14 protein-coding genes are annotated in these 17,384 nt (G+C 72.5%); 10 read left to right on the forward strand and 4 right to left on the reverse strand.

The annotated features are described in order from the left end of the window. The first annotated feature begins 13 nt into the window (after nt 1-13). On the forward strand, nt 14-244 hold the full coding sequence (locus ACWEV0_RS00615; RefSeq protein WP_453145104.1) for a DUF7489 domain-containing protein: 231 nt from the start codon (nt 14-16) through the stop codon (nt 242-244). A 37-nt stretch (nt 245-281) separates the two neighbouring features. On the opposite strand, the gene ACWEV0_RS00620 is transcribed toward ACWEV0_RS00615, so the two are convergent. Then, the gene (locus ACWEV0_RS00620) at nt 282-677 is read right to left on the reverse strand and encodes a cupin domain-containing protein (protein WP_453145106.1); all 396 of its coding nucleotides are present in this window, start codon (nt 675-677) and stop codon (nt 282-284) included. Nucleotides 678-729: 52 nt separating this feature from the next. Here ACWEV0_RS00620 and ACWEV0_RS00625 point away from each other — a divergent pair, with 52 nt between their 5' ends. Further along, on the forward strand, nt 730-1,722 hold the full coding sequence (locus tag ACWEV0_RS00625; protein WP_453145108.1) for a GlxA family transcriptional regulator: 993 nt from the start codon (nt 730-732) through the stop codon (nt 1,720-1,722). 61 nt (nt 1,723-1,783) lie between these two features. Here the strand turns inward: ACWEV0_RS00625 and ACWEV0_RS00630 are convergent, their stop codons facing one another. After that, nucleotides 1,784-2,317, reverse strand: coding sequence for an EF-hand domain-containing protein (locus ACWEV0_RS00630; RefSeq protein ID WP_453145109.1), 534 nt, complete (start codon nt 2,315-2,317; stop codon nt 1,784-1,786). A gap of 668 nt (nt 2,318-2,985) precedes the next feature. On the opposite strand from ACWEV0_RS00630, the gene ACWEV0_RS00635 reads away from it, so the two are divergent. Beyond that, complete coding sequence (locus ACWEV0_RS00635; protein WP_453145111.1) at nt 2,986-4,389, forward strand: DUF7507 domain-containing protein; 1,404 nt, start codon at nt 2,986-2,988, stop codon at nt 4,387-4,389. A 298-nt stretch (nt 4,390-4,687) separates the two neighbouring features. Further along, complete coding sequence (locus ACWEV0_RS00640; RefSeq protein ID WP_453145113.1) at nt 4,688-5,911, forward strand: FUSC family protein; 1,224 nt, start codon at nt 4,688-4,690, stop codon at nt 5,909-5,911. A 16-nt stretch (nt 5,912-5,927) separates the two neighbouring features. On the opposite strand, the gene ACWEV0_RS00645 is transcribed toward ACWEV0_RS00640, so the two are convergent. Next, nucleotides 5,928-7,514: a phospholipase D-like domain-containing protein gene (locus ACWEV0_RS00645; protein ID WP_453145114.1), complete on the reverse strand. Its 1,587-nt coding sequence runs from the start codon at nt 7,512-7,514 to the stop codon at nt 5,928-5,930. A gap of 149 nt (nt 7,515-7,663) precedes the next feature. Further along, on the reverse strand, nt 7,664-8,869 hold the full coding sequence (locus ACWEV0_RS00650) for a serine hydrolase domain-containing protein (RefSeq protein WP_453145116.1): 1,206 nt from the start codon (nt 8,867-8,869) through the stop codon (nt 7,664-7,666). Nucleotides 8,870-9,106: 237 nt separating this feature from the next. Between ACWEV0_RS00650 and ACWEV0_RS00655 the strand changes: the two genes are divergently transcribed. The 6 genes from ACWEV0_RS00655 (at nt 9,107) to ACWEV0_RS00680 (ending at nt 17,323) form a co-directional block, all read left to right on the forward strand. Further along, nucleotides 9,107-9,541 (forward strand): VOC family protein, encoded by a 435-nt coding sequence (locus ACWEV0_RS00655; protein ID WP_453145118.1) that lies wholly within the window; start codon nt 9,107-9,109, stop codon nt 9,539-9,541. A gap of 131 nt (nt 9,542-9,672) precedes the next feature. Further along, entirely contained in the window at nt 9,673-11,208 is a 1,536-nt protein-coding gene (locus ACWEV0_RS00660) for a glycosyltransferase family 39 protein (protein WP_453145120.1), read from the forward strand. 375 nt (nt 11,209-11,583) lie between these two features. Continuing rightward, complete coding sequence (locus tag ACWEV0_RS00665) at nt 11,584-12,681, forward strand: UDP-glucuronic acid decarboxylase family protein (protein WP_453145122.1); 1,098 nt, start codon at nt 11,584-11,586, stop codon at nt 12,679-12,681. Nucleotides 12,682-12,857: 176 nt separating this feature from the next. Next, on the forward strand, nt 12,858-14,747 hold the full coding sequence (locus ACWEV0_RS00670; RefSeq protein ID WP_453145124.1) for a glycosyltransferase family 2 protein: 1,890 nt from the start codon (nt 12,858-12,860) through the stop codon (nt 14,745-14,747). Nucleotides 14,748-14,787: 40 nt separating this feature from the next. Continuing rightward, nucleotides 14,788-15,810, forward strand: coding sequence for a UDP-glucose 4-epimerase GalE (gene galE, locus ACWEV0_RS00675; protein ID WP_453145126.1), 1,023 nt, complete (start codon nt 14,788-14,790; stop codon nt 15,808-15,810). A 67-nt stretch (nt 15,811-15,877) separates the two neighbouring features. After that, nucleotides 15,878-17,323: a UDP-glucose dehydrogenase family protein gene (locus tag ACWEV0_RS00680; RefSeq protein ID WP_453145128.1), complete on the forward strand. Its 1,446-nt coding sequence runs from the start codon at nt 15,878-15,880 to the stop codon at nt 17,321-17,323. Nucleotides 17,324-17,384: the final 61 nt, after the last annotated feature.

Consider the following 17,384-nt stretch of genomic DNA (forward strand, 5'->3'; position numbering starts at 1 on the left):
CTACAGTGACAGAGTGCTCAACTCTCGCAAGGTACACAAAGAGGACGCCTGGGACGGCGTCGTCGTCGACAAGGTCCGCAGACTCACCGACGGCTCCAACCTCTACCACTACGTCGAGGTCCGCCTGCAGGACGGCACCACCAAGAAGGCCCGGATCGAGAAGGCACTGTGGGAGTCGCTGACCACGGGCGACCGCCTCGTCAAGGAAGCCGGTGCCACGGCCCCGACCAGGGCACCTGCCTGAGGGACGCCACCCGGTGACGGGTCCCGAGCCGGCCCGCTCAGGTGTCGAGCGTGTGCCCGGTCGTCGCGTCCACGTGGTCCGGGACCTCATCGTGGCGATCGCCCACCGTCAGCGTCCCGGTGGGTTCGAACATGAGGATCGCGGCGCCGGACGGCGCGTACGGCTTGTGTTCCGTGCCCCGGGGAACGGTGAAGACCGCCCCTTGGTGGAGCAGCACCGTGCGCTCTCCGTGGGGCTCGCGCAAGGAGATGTGCAGCTCTCCGTCGAGGACCAGGAAGAACTCGTCGGTGTCGTCGTGGACGTGCCAGACGTGTTCGCCCTCGACCTTGGCGATGCGGACGTCATAGTCGTTGACGCGCGTGACGATGCGGGGGCTCCACAGGGCATCGAAGGAGGCCAGAGCCCTGTTCAGGGAGATGGGGTCGTTGCTCATGGGCTCATCCTGAGCCGTTTCGCACCGCTGACGTGAGTGCTACGAATCGCACATGGCGAAAGAATCCTCGCAGACACCGCCCGCGGCGGGCGCACACCGGGTCGTCGTGATCGTCGACGAGAACTCCAACCCCTTCGAGCTCGGCTGTGCGACCGAGGTCTTCGGTCTGCGCAGACCCGAGCTCGGCCGTGACCTCTACGACTTCAGGCTCTGCTCCCCCGAGCCCCGCACCCTGATGCGGGACGGGTTCTTCACGCTCACGGAGGTCGCCGGACTGGAAGCCGCCGACACGGCCGACACCTTGATCGTCCCCAACCGTCCCGACGTCGAGGTGCCCCGCCGGCCCGCCGTGCTCGACGCCGTACGGCGGGCACACGCGCGCGGCGCACGCCTGGTGGGCTTCTGCAGCGGCGCCTTCACGCTGGCCGAGGCCGGAGTCCTGGACGGGCGCAGGGCCACCGCGCACTGGCAGTGGGCGGATTCCTTCCGGGCCCGGTTCCCTTCCGTCCGCCTCGAACCGGACGTGCTGTTCGTGGACGACGGTGACATCCTCACCGCCGCGGGGAGTGCGGCCGCGCTCGATCTCGGGCTGCACGTGGTCCGTCGCGACCACGGCGCGGAGGTCGCCAACGCGGTGAGCCGGCGACTGGTCTTCGCGGCGCACAGGGACGGCGGTCAGCGGCAGTTCGTGGAGCGCCCCATACCCGACCTGCCTGACGAGTCCCTGGCGCCCGTCCTGGCCTGGGCCCAGGAACGGTTGGACTCGCCGCTCACGGTCGCTCGCCTCGCGGCCCGCGCGGCGGTCAGTCCCGCGACGCTGCACCGCCGCTTCCGGGCTCAACTGGGAACGACGCCGCTGGCGTGGCTCACGGGGGAACGGCTGGCCCTGGCATGCCGGTTGATCGAGCGAGGCGAGTCCCGGCTGGAGATGGTCGCGCGGCGCAGCGGACTCGGCACCACTGCCAATCTGCGCACGCTGATGCTCCGCGAGACGGGCGTCACTCCATCGGCGTACAGACGTAGGTTCGGGCCGGAGGCGAAGTGACGGCGCCGGGGCCCGCCGGTCACCGGCGGCGGCGGACGTGGGGGCGTCGGACGAGGGGCGGTCAGTACAGGGCGTCGCCCATGGGGGAATCGCCACCCGTGACGTACGCGCGGATCGATGCCAGGTACTCCTCGCGGCTGACGCGGCCGTCGCGGTCGCTGTCCAGTGCCTCGAAAGCGGCGTCGGCGTTGCCGGCCCGATTGCCCAGTGCCTGGCGGAGCGTCGTGAACTGCGACCTGTCCAGGGCGCCGTCCTGGTCGGCGTCGAAGAGGTCGAACAGAGCGCCGAGAGCGTACTGGCAGATGTTGTCGAACTTCTCGGCGTCCACCCAGGCGACGTACTCCTCGTAGGTCATCACGCCGTCGCCGTTGGCGTCCATCGCGGCCCATGCGCGTTCGCCCGTGGCGCGTGCGGCGATGACGAGGGGGTCGTGGTCGTCGCGCCCGGCCGCCTGCTGGGCCCGTTCGATCCGGACGAAGTAGTCGTGCCGGGAGGCGACCCCGTCCCCGTCCGTGTCCAGCATCGCGTAGATGCGGGCCTTCGGGGTCACGAGGTCGGCCGGGGCCAGGGGCGGTTCGGTGCGAGGGAGCGCCATTCGGGTCTTCCTTCGGGTGGGGGTCGCGTACCGGTCGTCCGGGCTTCGCGACCGTCCGGTACGGCGGCCTTCCAGCCGCCACGGCCATGATCGACGGGCGAGCCCTTCGCGTCCGGACGACCCGCCAGGAGCAGGCGGAGGAGAGTCCCTGAGGGCGATGCGACGCCGGCTCCGGACGGCGTCCGGTACGAAAAGCCGCCGCTGCCGCCCCGAGCGGGCGCGCCGCCGGTCCGCGCACCTGCTCACCGGGCAAGGCCCGCGCCATCGGGGACGACCCTGACGGTCCCCCAGGTCCTCCCCGACGCGACGTCCGGGTTGCACGTCAATTCACCGTCCTCCGGTTCACCCTGTCAGGTGGCGCGGGTTCGCCAGGCGGCAGTGGCATCCGGTCAGCGCGGGCGGTGCGCGAGGGGGTGGAGTGGCCCGGGTGCGGAACGGGGCGCTCCGGGAGGCACGGGAGCGACCGACAGCGCTGAGGCCCAGGGTGCCGGCGCGCGCAAACCTCCCGGGCCGGGGTGGCCGGGACCTCTTCGCCGCGACTGTACGGGACCCGCCGGCGGGCGGTGAGCTACGGAGCGTTCCTCGCCCCGCCGTCCCGTCCCGCCCGCGCCGCGGGCGTCACGGGCCGCAGGGCGGCAGCGCACCGTCGACAGACCGGAGACGTCAGCATGAGCACACCTCCCTCCGCCCCGCTGCGGGTGGCCCTCGTCAACGGAAGCTTCGAGCAACCGGCCGTCACCGACATGGCGTTCCTTCCGGACGCCTCCCAGACGCAGGCCCCGCGGCACGTCCCGGGCTGGCTGACCACCGCCACGGATCACATGATCGAGTTATGGCACTCAGGGTTCAACGGCGTGCCGTCGGCGGAGGGCGAGCAGTTCGCCGAGCTCAACGCCAACCAGGTCTCCACGCTCTACCAGGACCTGCCGACCACGCCCGGCACCAAGCTGTACTGGCGGCTCTACCACCGCGGCCGGCAGGGCCAGGACACCATGGCCCTGGACATCGGCGCCCCCGGCGGCGTGGTCGAGCAGCGCAGCTTCACCGACGGCAACACGGCATGGGGGTACTACACCGGCACCTACACCGTCCCGGCCGGCCAGACCACCACCCGCTTCGCCTTCCGCTCCGTCTCGGCCGCGGGCGGCAACCAGGGGATCGGCAACTTCCTCGACGGGATCTTCTTCGGCACCGCACCGCACGTGGTGCTCACCAAGACCGCCGTCCCGGCCGGCCCGCTGGACGTCGGTGACGTGGTCACGTACCGGATCACCGCGACGAACGAGGGCGGCGGCGCCGCCGAGCGGCTCACCCTGACCGACGTACTGCCGGCCGGCACCACGTACGTGCCCGGCTCCCTGCGCGTGATCGACGGTCCGAACACCGGTGTGAAGACCGACCGGGCCGGAGACGACCAGGCGCACTACGACGCCGACGCCCGCGCGGTCCTCTTCCGGCTCGGCACCGACGCCTCCGCCACGCAGGGCGGAAGCCTGGCCAACACCGCGTCCCTGCCCGGCGGCACGACCGTCGAGTACCGGGTCGTGCTCGGTGTGGAGACGGCCGGGACGCGCGTCACCAACACGGCGACCGCCGCGTACGAGAACCGGCTCGGCCCCACCCCCGAGCCGCTCACGGCCACGTCCGACGAGGCCGTCACCGAGGTCCGCCCGGCGGCGGACCTGGACGTCGTGAAGGCGGCCGACGCCACCACCGTGACCGTCGGACAGACGGTGAGCTACCGCGTGACCGTCCACAACGCCGGCCCCAGTCCGGCGACCGGAGTGACCGTCGCCGACCGGCTCCCGACCGGCCTCGTGTTCCTCTCCGCCGACGCCTCCCGGGGCGCCTACGACCCCGGTACCGGACAGTGGACGGTCGGCGAACTCGCCGACGGCGCCCGAGCGACGCTCACCGTACGAGCGAAAGCGACCAGGACCGGGCGGATCACGAACACGGCCTCGGTCACCGCCGTCGAGAAGGACCCCGACCCGTCCGACAACACCGACTCGGTCGTCATCTGCGTCGAACCGGTCCCGCCCTGCTGCGACCCCTGCCCGCCGCGCGCCTAGGCCAGGTCGTCACAACGCGAGGACCGTCCCGGTCCGGAACCTCCCCACGATCCCGTTCAGGCCTTCGGGCCTTTCGGGCCTCGCGGACCTGCGGAGGCCACGGACCGGGACTCCTCGCGAAGTGACCGGCCGGCGGTCCCGTCACGCCCGGCCGGGGCGGCGGAGCGCTACGACATGGTCGCGCTCTGCCGTCGGTGGCCGTCGGATCCGCGCGTCGCGCTCCTACAGGATCATCGCGCGTCCTTCTGCGAGAGTGGTCACCGGTGTAACTCTCCATCCGCAGGGCAGGAGGCGCCAGGTGACACAGTTCAGCGGACCGGCCGCCCGGTACGCCGACCTGGCGAGGCGGCTGCGTCATGATCCCTTCGTCGTGCAGACGCTGCGGTCCACGGCGGCGGCGACCCTGTCGTACCTCGTCGCGCTCTGGCTCAGCAGTGAGCCGGCGCCGCTGACGGCGCCGCTGACCGCGCTGCTCGTCGTGCAGGTGACGCTCTATTCGACGCTCACCACGAGTCTGCGCCGGGTCAACTCCGTCGTCGTCGGCGTCCTCATCGCCATCGCGTTCAGTGCGATCGTCGGGCTGTCCTGGTGGAGTCTCGCCCTGGTCATCCTGGCCTCACTGGTCGTCGGGCGGTTCGTGAAGGTGGAGGAGTTCATCCCCGAGGTCGCCATCAGCGCGATGCTCGTGCTCGGCGTCACCCAGGTCGCCCACACCGCCTGGGACCGTGTCCTGGAGACCCTGATCGGCGCCGTCGTCGGACTGCTCTTCAACCTGCTGCTGGCGCCACCCGTCTGGGTGGACACGGCGGGCGACTCGATCGAGGACCTCGCCCGCCGGATGCGCAGGCTGCTGCTCGACGTGGCGGAGGAGTTCGCCGGGGCGCCCCCGGTGGAGCGGGCGGCGGCCCGGCTGCACGAGGCGCGGCGGCTCGACAACGACGTGGCCGACGTGGACGCCGCGCTGCGCACGGCCGAGGACAGCCTGCGGTTCAATCCGCGGGTCAAGGAGGGCCTGCTGCACCGCATCGTGCTCCGCACCGGCCTCGACACCCTGGAGATCTGCGCCGTCGTCCTGCGGGTGCTGGCCCGCAGCGTCACCGATCTGGCGAAGGTGCGCGCCGGCGAGGACCTGCTGCCCCGTCCGACCGCCCTCGCGCTGCAGGAGACGGCCCAGCACACCGCAGACGCCTTCGTCAGCTACGCCGTCCTCGTCACGGCCCCGGACAGCGAGGCCGCCGAGGCGGCCGAGACCCGGCTGGCCGGCGAGCTGCGCGCCGCCCGGGCCCGCCGGGCGCACTCCGCCGAGCTGCTGCTGGCCGGCGCCCTGCAGGAGCCCGGCCACTGGCAGCTCTACGGCGCCCTGCTCGCCGACTTCGACCGCGTCCTCGACGAACTGGACCCCGAACACCGGGGCCTGCGCCTCATGGAGGAACTCGACCGCCACGCGCGCGAGCGGCAGGAGCGGCGAGAGCGGCGCCTCCGGCTGACCCCGAGGCCCGGCCGGGCTCGCGCGGAGCGCTGACCGGGCCCGTACCGCGTCAGCCCTGGCACACGCCGCGCGTGTAGTCGTACGTCGCGGTGGCCTGCGAGTACGTCCACTGCCGCGCGAGCAGCCCGTCCGCCAGGTCGCGCGCGGCGGCGGGGCTTTCGATCACGTAGCCGAAGTCCTGGAGCCAGGAGGGGTACAGGTTCTTCGAGCCGATGTAGAAGGCCGAGTCGTCGACCGAGACCAGCTTGTGGTGCTGGGCGTACGGCTTGCCGTCCGCCCAGGCCGGCCGGTCGGAGGCGCGGAAGGTGGCCAGCTGCAGGTTCTGGCACATCGCGGCCCTTGCCTTCGGCGCGTCACCGGTGAGGGCCTGGAGGCGGCCGCGCAGGGCGTCGCTCACCTCGGACAGCGACTTGATCTGCGAGTAGCCGCCGCTGCCGATGGTGCCGCGGTTGGCCGGGTCACTGACGACGATGCGCACCTTCACGCCGGCGGCGAGTTTCGCGGCAAGGGTGTCGTAGAGGCGGATGTCGTAGCGGGGCAGCGGCGGGCAGGTCGCGTTCATGTCCTGCTGGGAGATCTCGACGTGCCGGGTCGCGCTCGCGACCAGGGCCCGCAAGGCGCTCTCCTCCGGGTTGACGGTGTCGTAGTCGCGGTCGGCGTTGGTGTAGTCGTGGACGCCGAATCCGCAGGTGGTGTCGGAGGCCGTCGGCAGGACGGGCCGGAACGACGAGGACGGGTCGCTCTGCCGGATCCCGACGCCGAGGCCGCCCACCGCGAGGGCGGGGACGTCGCCTTCGCCGGCGGGGGCGGCGGGCCGGGGCAGGGTGGGCAGGCAGCCCGCGCCGTTGGAGGAGGCGAACCAGACGGTCGTCCAGTTGCTCTTGTTGCGGCAGGTCCAGTCCCACAGCGTGTCGAGGTAGCGGCCGGCGGAGCCCGCCGCCGGGCCGGACAGGGCGAGGTCGACGTCGTTCACCGGGTGGGTGGTGTCGAGGTAGTCGTCCTTCCAGCTGTTGATGCCGCCGGTGATCACCGAACTCCCGTCCACCACCACCAGCTTGGAGTGGTTCCAGGAGAAGCCGGTCTTCGACGTCGTCATCGAGGCCACGTTGAGGGTGACGCTCGCGGCCGCCGGGCCGAGCTTGGTCACCAGCTCGTCGCGGTAGGAGGACGGGATCACGTTGGCGTGGTAGACCGGGGCGGCGCCGACCAGGACGCGGACCTGCAGCCGGTTGCCCTTCTGCGTCGCCTCCTTCAGGCCGGCCACGATCGCGTCCTGGAAGGCGCCGTTGGGGAACGGAGCCAGCGTGGATATGTCCACGGTGTGCCGGGCTCCGGCGATGTCCTCGCGCACCTTCTCCAGGAGGCGTCGGGAGCCGGGGCGGTCGGTGCAGCCGGGGTCGCCCCAGCAGCCGGGGGTCTGGAGCAGCCAGTCGGAGGCGCCGGGGACGGAGGCGCCCAGCCGGTTGCCCTCCGTGCGCTCCCACACGGAGCCCTCCAGGCCCGGCGAGACCTGACGCAGGGACTGCTCCACCACGTCGAGGTGCGGGGTGGGAGCGTCGGCGAACGCCGGGGCAGCGGACAGCAGGAGGGTGGAGAGGGCGAGCGGAAGGGCCGTCGTGCGAATGGTGCGGGCCAATGTGGTTCCTTGCCTGGGGGGTGGCTCGGGCCGATCGCACCGTGAGCGGGCGTCGACCTTGATCAACTCCCGTAAGTTACCAGCGCGTATTCCCCAATTCACCCCAGCCCCGGCTGCTTTCGGCCGTTATCGCGCCACGCCGTCCGCTCTCATTGGTGCCCGTGCTCCAGCAGGGCGCAGACGAACTTCTCCTCGGTCGCCCGCAGCCGGGCGAGCAGGGCCGGGTCGAGCGTGAGCTGGCTGCTCACGGACACCGTGACGGCGCGCCGGCCGTCCGGGGTGGCGGCGGCGAACTGGGTGTAGCCGGGGGTGTTGCCGGTGTGGCCGAGGACGACGCCGCATCGGGTGGTGTAGCGGAACAAGGCGAGCCCGGCCGCGTTCTCGCCGGGACCGGCGGGTTCGGAAGCACCGCCGGGCAGGAAGTCCCGCTGGGCGTGGCGGGTGGCCGGGGTCAGCAGCCAGGCCCCGGCATAGCCGCCGATGAAGGTGGAGAGGTCGGCCGGGGTGGAGACGATGCCGCCCGAGGCCCAGGCGCCGGACGCGCTGATCGCCTCGCTGATGTCCTCCGGCGGCTCGCCAGGGGTCGTGTCGTAGCCGTGCAGGAACGGGCGGGGCAGTCGGTAGCCCTGCGGCAGGCTGGTCTCGTGCAGTCCGAGCGGCCGGTACACCAGGTCGCGCAGCAGGGCCTCGTACGGGCGCCCCGTGGCCTGTTCGGCCATCAGCGCGACCGCGATGTTGTCCGAGTTCGAGTAGGCGTAGCGACTGCCGGGCGGGAAGGCGAGGTCCTGGTCGGCCACGAAGTCCAGCAGCCGGCGGGAGTCGAAGTGGTGCCTGGGGTCGGCGCGGACGATGTCCTGGAACGCCTTGCTCCGGCTGAAGTCGGGGAGGCCGCTGGTGTGCTGGAGGAGCTGGCGCAGCGTCACCGCGTGCCAGGCGGCGGGCAGGTGCGGCAGCCGTTCGCCGATCGTGTCGTCGAGGGCGAGGGCACGCCGGTCCACCAGGCCGAGAGCCACCGCCCCGCTGAACGCCTTGGCCGCGCTCGCGATGCGCATGTGGTCCTCGGCCCGGGGCGGGCGTCCGGTGCCCAGCTCGGCCGTGCCGGCCCGGTAGACCCGCCGTACGCCGTCCCTGGTGAGCACGGCGATCGCGCCGGGCGGCCCGCCCGGCGCGGCCACCAGGCCGGCCAGGGCCCGCTGGAGTCCCTCGTCATGAGGCCCGTGGCCGGCGGGCGGGGGCCCGTCGGCGGAGACGGGCGCCGCCAGGCCGGTCAGCACGGCGCCGGCCGCGAGGGCCGCGGCGACCGCCCTCCTGACGGCGCACCGACCGGTACGGGCTGCGGGGAGGGAAGCGGGCATGTGTGGCCTCCTCAGGCGCGGCGATGGCGCCCGCGGGCGCGACAGGGGTCCGACGCACCCAGCATCGGCCCGCTCCCCGGTCGCCGCTGCTCCACCGCATCCGCCCCTACTCCATCTGGCCCTGGGGCGTGCTGCGGCCGCGCGTCACGGCGGCGGCCCGCGAGGGCGCCGCGCCCCTTCAACTTGCTCTCTCCGGACGGAACATGAGCGATTCGGACCGCCTGCTACGGTGGCCTGATGTCATCGATCAAGAAGTTCCAGGTCACCTTCGACTGCGCGGAAACCGTGCGCCTCGCCCTCTTCTGGTGCGAGGTGCTGGGGTACGTCGTACCGCCGGCACCCGAGGGTTATTCCTCTTGGGACGATTACGCTCGCTCGGTGCCGGCCAAGGAACAGCCGCAGTATTTCGCGTGCACCGATCCCACTGGCGAGGGGCCGCGGCTGCTTTTCCAGCGCGTTCCCGAAGGAAAGGCCGTCAAGAACCGGGTGCATCTCGATGTGCGGGTCGGCACCGGGCTCGTGGGCGACGAGCGCCTGGCCGCCCTCGAGGCCGAATGCGCGCGGCTGAGCGCGCTCGGCGCGGTGCACCTGAAAACGCTGTACGCCGACGAGGAGAACGAGTCCTGCATCAACATGCAGGACATCGAGGGGAACGAGTTCTGCCTCGACTGAGTCCGGTCTCACCACTCCCCCGCGAGGCCCGGTCGCAGCACCGGGCCTCACGGGCTCCGTTGAGGTGACAGAGGCTTCGACCGGAAGGGATGAAACGGGGCATATTATCCCGCGCCGCCTATGGTCCGAGCATGCACACGGCGCACTCTCCTGTCAGCACGCCCCAGCCCCCGTACGTTCCGGCCGACGCTCCCACGCCCCCGCCCACCGCCCGGCCGAGCCGCCTCGCGGCCGCGGGCGCGGCCCTGGTGCCGGCCGCCGCCATGCTCGGCGTCGGCCTGTGGGGGCTCGACCGCGGCACCATGTGGCGCGACGAGTCCGCGACGTTCCAGATCGCCCGGCGCTCGGTGCCGGAGATCTGGCGCCTCCTGGGCGGTCTCGACGCCGTTCACGGCGTCTACTACCTCCTCATGCACGCCGTCCTCGCCGTGCGGGCCGACGAGGTGATGCTGCGGCTGCCGTCGGTGCTCGGCGCGGCGTGCACCGCCGGACTGGTCGGCGCGATCGGCTGCCGGCTGGCGCGTCCCCGGGTGGGCCTGTGGGCCGGGCTGCTGTACGCGGCCACCCCGTTCGCGTCCTTCTACGCGCAGGAGGGCCGTTCGTACGCCCTTGTGGCGGCCGGTGCCGCCCTCGCCACCTGGTGTCTGCTGAACGCCGTCGAGCACGGCTCGTTCGGACGGTGGGCGGGGTACGCGGCGGCCATCGCCGGCACGGCGCTGCTGCACGAGTTCGCCCTGCTGATGCTGGTCGCCCACGGGGCCACGGTGCTGTCGGCCCGGTCCCGCCCTGGGGCCTGGCGGCGGTGGGCGGCGGCCGCGGGGGCGGCGGTCGTGCCGGTGGTGCCGCTCGCCGTGATCTCTTCGGGCCAGGGCGACCAGATCTCGTGGATCCAGGAGCCGGGATCGGCTGAAGTCGGGCTGCTCGCACTGCAGTTCGCCGGACCGGACGTCCGGGTGCTCACGGCCGCGGCGGTGCTCGCCGGGCTCGCGGTGCTGCGGCCGCTGCGGCGAACGGGTCCCGTCGGCCTGACCGCGGTGGCGCTGCCGCTCGTCGTCCTGCCGGTGGCGGTGCTCTTCGCGGTGTCGTCCGTGAAGCCTCTCTTCGTCGACCGCTACCTGCTGTTCGCCTTCGCCGGCGTCCCCCTGCTGGTCGCCGCCGGCCTGGAGCGGCTCCTGGGCTTCCTGCGCGCCGCGCCCTGGCGGCCGGTGGTGGCGGTGGCCGGTGTCGCGGCGGTCGCCGCCGCGTTCTGGTGCCAGCTCCCCTTCCACCAGCAGGAACGGGGCAGGGGCGGCCGCATCGACGACCTCCGGGAGGTCGCCGCGTACGTGGCCGCCGAGACCCGGCCGAACGACGCGGTGCTCTTCGTACCGTCGTACCAGCGGCACATCTTCCTCAGCTACGACCGGGAGTTCACCGGCCGTCGCGACATCGCCCTGAAGACGGGCGCGGCCGCGTCGGGCACGTTCTACGGCGAGGAGCTCGACGCGGCGCGGGTGGAGGAGCGGATCGGCGCGGAGCGGCAGGTGTGGGTGGTGGCCTGGCCCAGCGCCTGGAGCGAGCAGTGGTTCCACGAGGACCCGAAGATCACCACCCTGCGCAAGGGATTCGACCTGGTCCGCAGCACGAAGCTGAAGAGCGCTCTGGTGCAGCTGTACGTGCGCAGGTAGACCGGCGCCTCCCGGTCCGACGCCGGTCCGGGACGCCCCATCCGTCGAACATCTGAGCCCGGCACGTGCGTACGGTCGCGGCCGACCCACCGGGCACAAGGGGCGGGCTCACACGTGCGGGTGACGGCGCCGGACCGGGCCGCCGGGGCGGCGCGGGGCATGCGGAGCGGGGAACACCCCGCGGAATCGGAAGGGAAGGGATCGGCCGAACAGCCGAACAGCCGAATTGCCTCCGCAAAAATAGGCCCGTATGCACATACGCTTTCGCTGCGTTTTCCGAGAGTTCCGCTTCTGCCCGCTGATCCGGCCGGGTTTTCCGGCGGCTCACGCCCGCAAGGCGGAAGGCCATTCCACTTCCCATTCCTGGAGAAACACATGCGCGTTGCCGTGACCGGTGGCAGTGGTTTCCTTGGGTCACATCTGTGCGAAGCGCTCCTGCGGCGCGGTGACTCGGTGGTGTGCCTGGACGACTTCTCCACGGGCGACCCGGAGAACATCGCTCCGTTCCTGTCCCGTCCGGGCTTCTCGTTCCAGCACGCCGACGTGAGCGTGTCGGTGGAGGTCGACGGGCAGGTCGACGCCGTCGCCCACCTCGCCTCCCCCGCCTCGCCTCCCGACTATCTGCGCAGGCCGCTGGAGACCCTCAGGGTCGGCAGCCGCGGCACCGAGAACGCGCTGCGGCTGGCCCTGCGCCACGACGCACGTTTCATCCTCGCGTCGACCAGCGAGATCTACGGCGACCCCCTGGTGCACCCGCAGGAGGAGACGTACTGGGGCAACGTGAACTCGATCGGCCCCCGCAGCGTCTACGACGAGGCGAAACGATACGCCGAGGCCGTCTCCGCGGCCTATCACCGCACCCACGGACTCAACGTCGGCATCGCGCGCATCTTCAACACCTACGGGCCGAGGATGCGCCCGCACGACGGCCGGGTGGTGTCCAGCTTCATCACCCAGGCCCTGACCGGCGAACCCCTGACGATCTACGGCGACGGCAAGCAGACCCGCAGCTTCTGCTACGTCGACGACCTGGTCCGCGGCCTCGTGGCGCTCCTCGACTCCTCCGAGATGGGGCCGTTCAACCTGGGCAACCCGGTCGAGCGGACCGTCTCCGAGCTCGCCGAGACGGTCCTCGCGATGACCGGGTCGCGTTCCGAGGTGAAGCACCACCCGCTGCCGGTCGACGATCCGGTCCGCCGCCGGCCGGTGATCACCCGGGCCCAGGAGGTACTGGGCTGGCAGCCGGAGATCGACATCACCGAGGGCCTGCGCAGGACCGTCGCGTACTTCGCCGCCCGCCCGGAGCGGCTCGGCGCCTCGGCCGCGGCGATCCGCGGCGGCCAGGACGAGACGGTGCCGCTGGCCTCGGTGAACGGCGCGGCCCCGGCGGCGCAGACGATCCCCGGCCCGGCTTCCGCCACCACCGGTGCGACGCCCGCGGCGGCGGCCAGTCCGTCCGGCTCGGGCGGCTGACTTCGCGGGGCGGTCGCGCAGGCCCGGCCGCGCCTCCCCGGCGGACCGAGTGCGCACCGCCCCGCCGCGCCTCCCCCGGCGGCGGCCGCTGCCCTCCGGCCGCCGGCTGCCCCGGTTCCCGCCGCCTCCTCCGTATCCCACGGTCCGCTGACGCACCGCCTGGAGAACTCGCTGACATGACGTCGTTGGAGCAAGGCCCCGCCCTGAGCATCGGAACCGTCCAGGATCCTCCCCTCCCCTCCCCCGCCCCCGGCTCACCGGAGGAATGGGAGGCGCTCGGCGCGGAGATCCGAGCCCTGTCCGACGGCTCCGTGGCCGCCATCGGCCCGGACGGGCCGGTCCTGGCCGGGCCGCCGCGCCGGCTCGACACGCTTCCGTCCAGCTTCGTACGGGCCTTCTCGCGCCTCGACCGGTTCCTCGTCGTCCTGATGTCCCTCGGCTGGGCGGCCTGCCTGGTCTGGTTCTGGAGCTGGTGGCTGCAGCCCTCCCACCGCATCGGCTGGCTCGGTCTCGTCGTCAACAGCGCGCTGCTGCTCTACCTGACGTACCTGCCGGTGCACTTCCTCGTCGCGCTGATCCGGATGCGCCGCACCGATCCGGCCGTCGAGGTGCCGGCGCTCCACACCGCCTTCGTCGTCACCCGCGCCCCTTCCGAGAGCTGGGACATCGCCCGCGCCACCCTCGAGGCCATGCTCGACCAGGACTTCCCGTACGCCTACGACGTGTGGCTGTGCGACGAGGACCCGACCGAGGAGATCCTCGACTGGTGCCACGACCACGGCGTCGCCGTCTCCTGCCGGCGCGGCCGTCCCGACTACCACCGGGCCGAGTGGCCGCGGCGCACCCGCTGCAAGGAGGGCAACCTCGCCTTCTTCTACGACCACTGGGGCTACGCCCACTACGACGTGGTCGCCCAGCTCGACTGCGACCACGTCCCCGGGCCCCGGTACCTCGCCGAGGTCGTCCGCCCGTTCGCCGACCCGGCCATCGGCTACGTCGCGGCGCCCAGTATCTGCGACTCCAACGCCGCCGAGTCCTGGGCGGCCCGCGGCCGGCTCCAGCGCGAGGCCATGTTCCACGGGCCCGTGCAGCTGGGCCACTCGGCCGGCCTCGCTCCCGTGTGCATCGGCTCCCACTACGCCGTCCGCACGCAGGCCCTGCGGGACATCGGCGGCCTCGGGCCGGAGCTCGCCGAGGACTTCTCCACCACCTTCCTGCTCAACTCGGCGGGCTGGCACGGCGCGTTCGCGATCGACGCCGAGGCGCACGGCGAGGGCCCGCTCACCTTCGGCGCGATGATCACACAGGAGTTCCAGTGGTCCCGCAGCCTGGCGGTGATGCTCCTCGGCATGCTGCCACGCCACCTGGGCCGGATGCCCCTCAAGCTGCGCATGCGCTTCTCCGCCGCGCTGCTGTACTACCCGCTGCTGGCCGCGGCCACCGTCATGGGCATCGTGCTGCCGCCGCTCGCCGCGGTCACCGGCACGCCCTGGATCAACGTCAACTACTTCGAGTTCCTCGCCCACTTCTGGAGCATGTCCGTCTGGCTGATCCTGCTGACACTGCTCTGCCGCCGCCGCGGACTGCTGCGCCCCAAGGACTCCGCCGTCTTCAGCTGGGAGATCTGGCTCTTCGGTCTCTCCCGCTGGCCCTACGTGGCCTGGGGCGTGCTCGCCGCCGTGATGCAGAAGCTGCGGCCCCGCCAGATCACGTTCAAGGTCACGCCGAAGAAGCGCGACGGCCTGGAGCGGCTCCCGCTGCGCACCGTCGCCCCGTACCTGCTGATCACGACGTTCCTGTCGGGCTCGGCGCTCGTCGGCCAGTTGACCGGCCCCGCCGTGGGCTATGTCTTCCTCTGCCTGCTCGGCGCCACCTCGTACGCCGCGGTGCCGCTCGCGATCGGGGCGCTGCACGTCAAGGAGACCGCCCGCGCGACCGGAGTCCCCTTCTTCCGGGCGCTGCGCACGGCCGCGCTGCCGCTCCTCTGCGGCCTGCTGTGCCTGGCTCCCCTGGCGCTCGCCGCCGTCCTCTTCCCCACCTATCTCACCGGCTTCTACGCCTGGTGACGGCCCGGCCCGCCCGGCCGATCGAGAAATGAGGTTCCCGATGCCCCGTACGGTCCTTGTCACCGGTGGCGCCGGCTTCATCGGCAGCCACACCTGTGTGGAACTGCTCGGCTCCGGACACGAGGTCGTCGTCCTCGACGACCACTCCAACAGCTCGCCCGAGGCGCTCGAACGCGTCGCCAAGATCGCGGGGCGGCCCATCGCGGCGGCCCACGTCGGGGACGTGCGCGACCGCCGGACCCTGGATGCCGTCTTCACCCGCCATCCGATCGACGCGGTGATCCACTTCGCCGCCAAGAAGGCGGTCGGCGAGTCGGTGCAGATCCCGCTCACCTACTACGACATCAACGTCGGCGGCACCACGGCCCTGGTCTCGGCCATGCACGACCACGGCGTGCACCGGCTGGTGTTCTCGTCGTCCTGCTCGGTGTACGGCGACACGACGACCGTCCCGCTGAACGAGCAGTCCCCGGTCGCGCCGACCAATCCGTACGCCAGGAGCAAGCTGACCTGCGAGCGGATCCTCACGGACGCGTGCCGGCACGTGCCCGAGCTGCGAGTGCTCGCGCTGCGGTACTTCAACCCGGCCGGCGCCCACCCCACCGGGCTGCTCGGCGAGGACCCGCACGGCGTGCCCGACAACCTGATGCCGTACCTCGCCCAGATCGCCGTGGGCCGCCGCGACGAGCTGAGCGTCTTCGGCGACGACTACCCGACGCCCGACGGCACCGGGATCCGCGACTACATCCATGTCGTCGACGTCGCCGAGGGGCACCGCGCCGCCCTCGACCACATCGACGACGAGCCCGGCATGCGCGTCTTCAACCTCGGCACCGGGCGCGGCGCGTCGGTCCTGGAACTCCTGCGCGCCTTCCAGGAGGCGTCGGGGCAGCCGATCCCGTACCGCGTCACCGAGCGCCGGCCCGGCGACGTCGCGGAGCTCGTCGCCGATCCGTCGAAGGTCTACGAGGCCTGGGGCTGGGCCGCCCGGCACAACCTGGCCGCGATGTGCCGGGACGCCTGGCACTTCCAGCAGCAGAACCCGTACGGCTACGCCCCCTGACCCTCCGCCTCGGCCGTCCACCCCCTCGAACTTCTCTTTCCCCCCCACGCAGACAGGAGCACCACGCATGCGGTTGACCGTCATCGGTACGGGATATCTGGGAGCCGTGCACGCCGCGTGCATGGCCGACATCGGACACGACGTCCTCGGTGTGGACGTCGACGCCGAGAAGGTGGCCGACCTCGCCGAGGGCCGACCGCCCTTCTACGAGCCGGGCTTCGAGGAGGTCCTGACCCGGGCGCTCGGCTCCGGACGCCTGCGCTTCACCACCGACCTCCGCGAGGCGGCGGCGCACGGCGAGGTCCACTTCATCTGCGTCGGCACCCCGCAGCAGGCCGGCTCCCCGGCCGCCGACCTGCGGTACGTGGACGCCGTCGTCGACGGACTGGCCCCGCACCTCTCCGCGCCCTGCCTCGTCGTCGGCAAGTCCACGGTCCCGGTGGGCACGACCGCCCGCCTGACCGAACGCATCGCACGTCTGGCGCCACCCGGCGTGCGTGCGACGGTCGCCTGGAACCCCGAGTTCCTGCGCGAGGGGTTCGCCGTCGACGACACGCTCCGGCCGGACCGGATCGTCGTCGGCGTGACCGGTGCGGACGCGGACGAGACGATGCGCCGGGTGTACGCCCCGATGCTGGCGGCGGGCACCCCGTACATCGTCACCGACCCGAACACGGCGGAGCTGGTCAAGTCCGCCGCCAACTCCTTCCTCGCCACGAAGATCTCCTTCATCAACGCGATGGCCGAGATCTGCGACGCCGCCGACGCGGACGTCGTCACGCTCGCCGACGCGCTCGGCCACGACACCCGGATCGGCCGGCGCTTCCTGAACGCGGGGGTCGGCTTCGGCGGCGGCTGCCTGCCGAAGGACATCCGGGCGTTCAGGGCCCGCGCACGTGAGCTGGGCGTCGGGCAGGCCGTGGCGTTCCTCGACGAGGTCGACGAGATCAACCGGCGGCAGCGGAGCCGGACCGTCGCGCTCGCCCGGCGGCTGCTCGACGGTGACCTCACGGGACGGCGCGTGACGGTGCTGGGCGCGACGTTCAAGCCGGACAGCGACGACGTACGGGATTCGCCGGCCCTGGCCGTCGCGGCCGAGCTGCACCGGCAGGGCGCCCAGGTCCGGGTCCACGACCCCGAGGGCGCGGCGAAGGCCGGGCTCGCCCACCCGGAGCTGCGCTGCGGCGCGGACCTCCTGACGGCCTGCCGGGGCGCGGAACTCGTGCTGCACCTCACCGAATGGGAGCAGTACCGCGAGCTGGATCCCGTCAAGCTCTCCCGTGTGGTCCGTACGCCGCTGCTGATCGACGGACGCAACGCGCTCCCGCACGACGCGTGGCGCGCGGCCGGCTGGACCGTGAAGGCGCTGGGCCGCCCGGCACCGCGGCCCGAGCGGCGACGGGCCGCCGCCACGGCGGCCGGGCAGCCGCGGCGGACGATCATCGTCTCGCCTGCGGCCGCCGGTCCGGACACGTCCGCGGTGCCGGCGGGCGCGCTACCCGTCGGCTCCTGAGGCAGAAGCGGCGAACCGGCCGGGCGCGCTCCGCGTCCGGCCGGTTCGTCCAGGGCCTGTC

Source organism: Streptomyces sp. NPDC003943 (assembly GCF_053605265.1).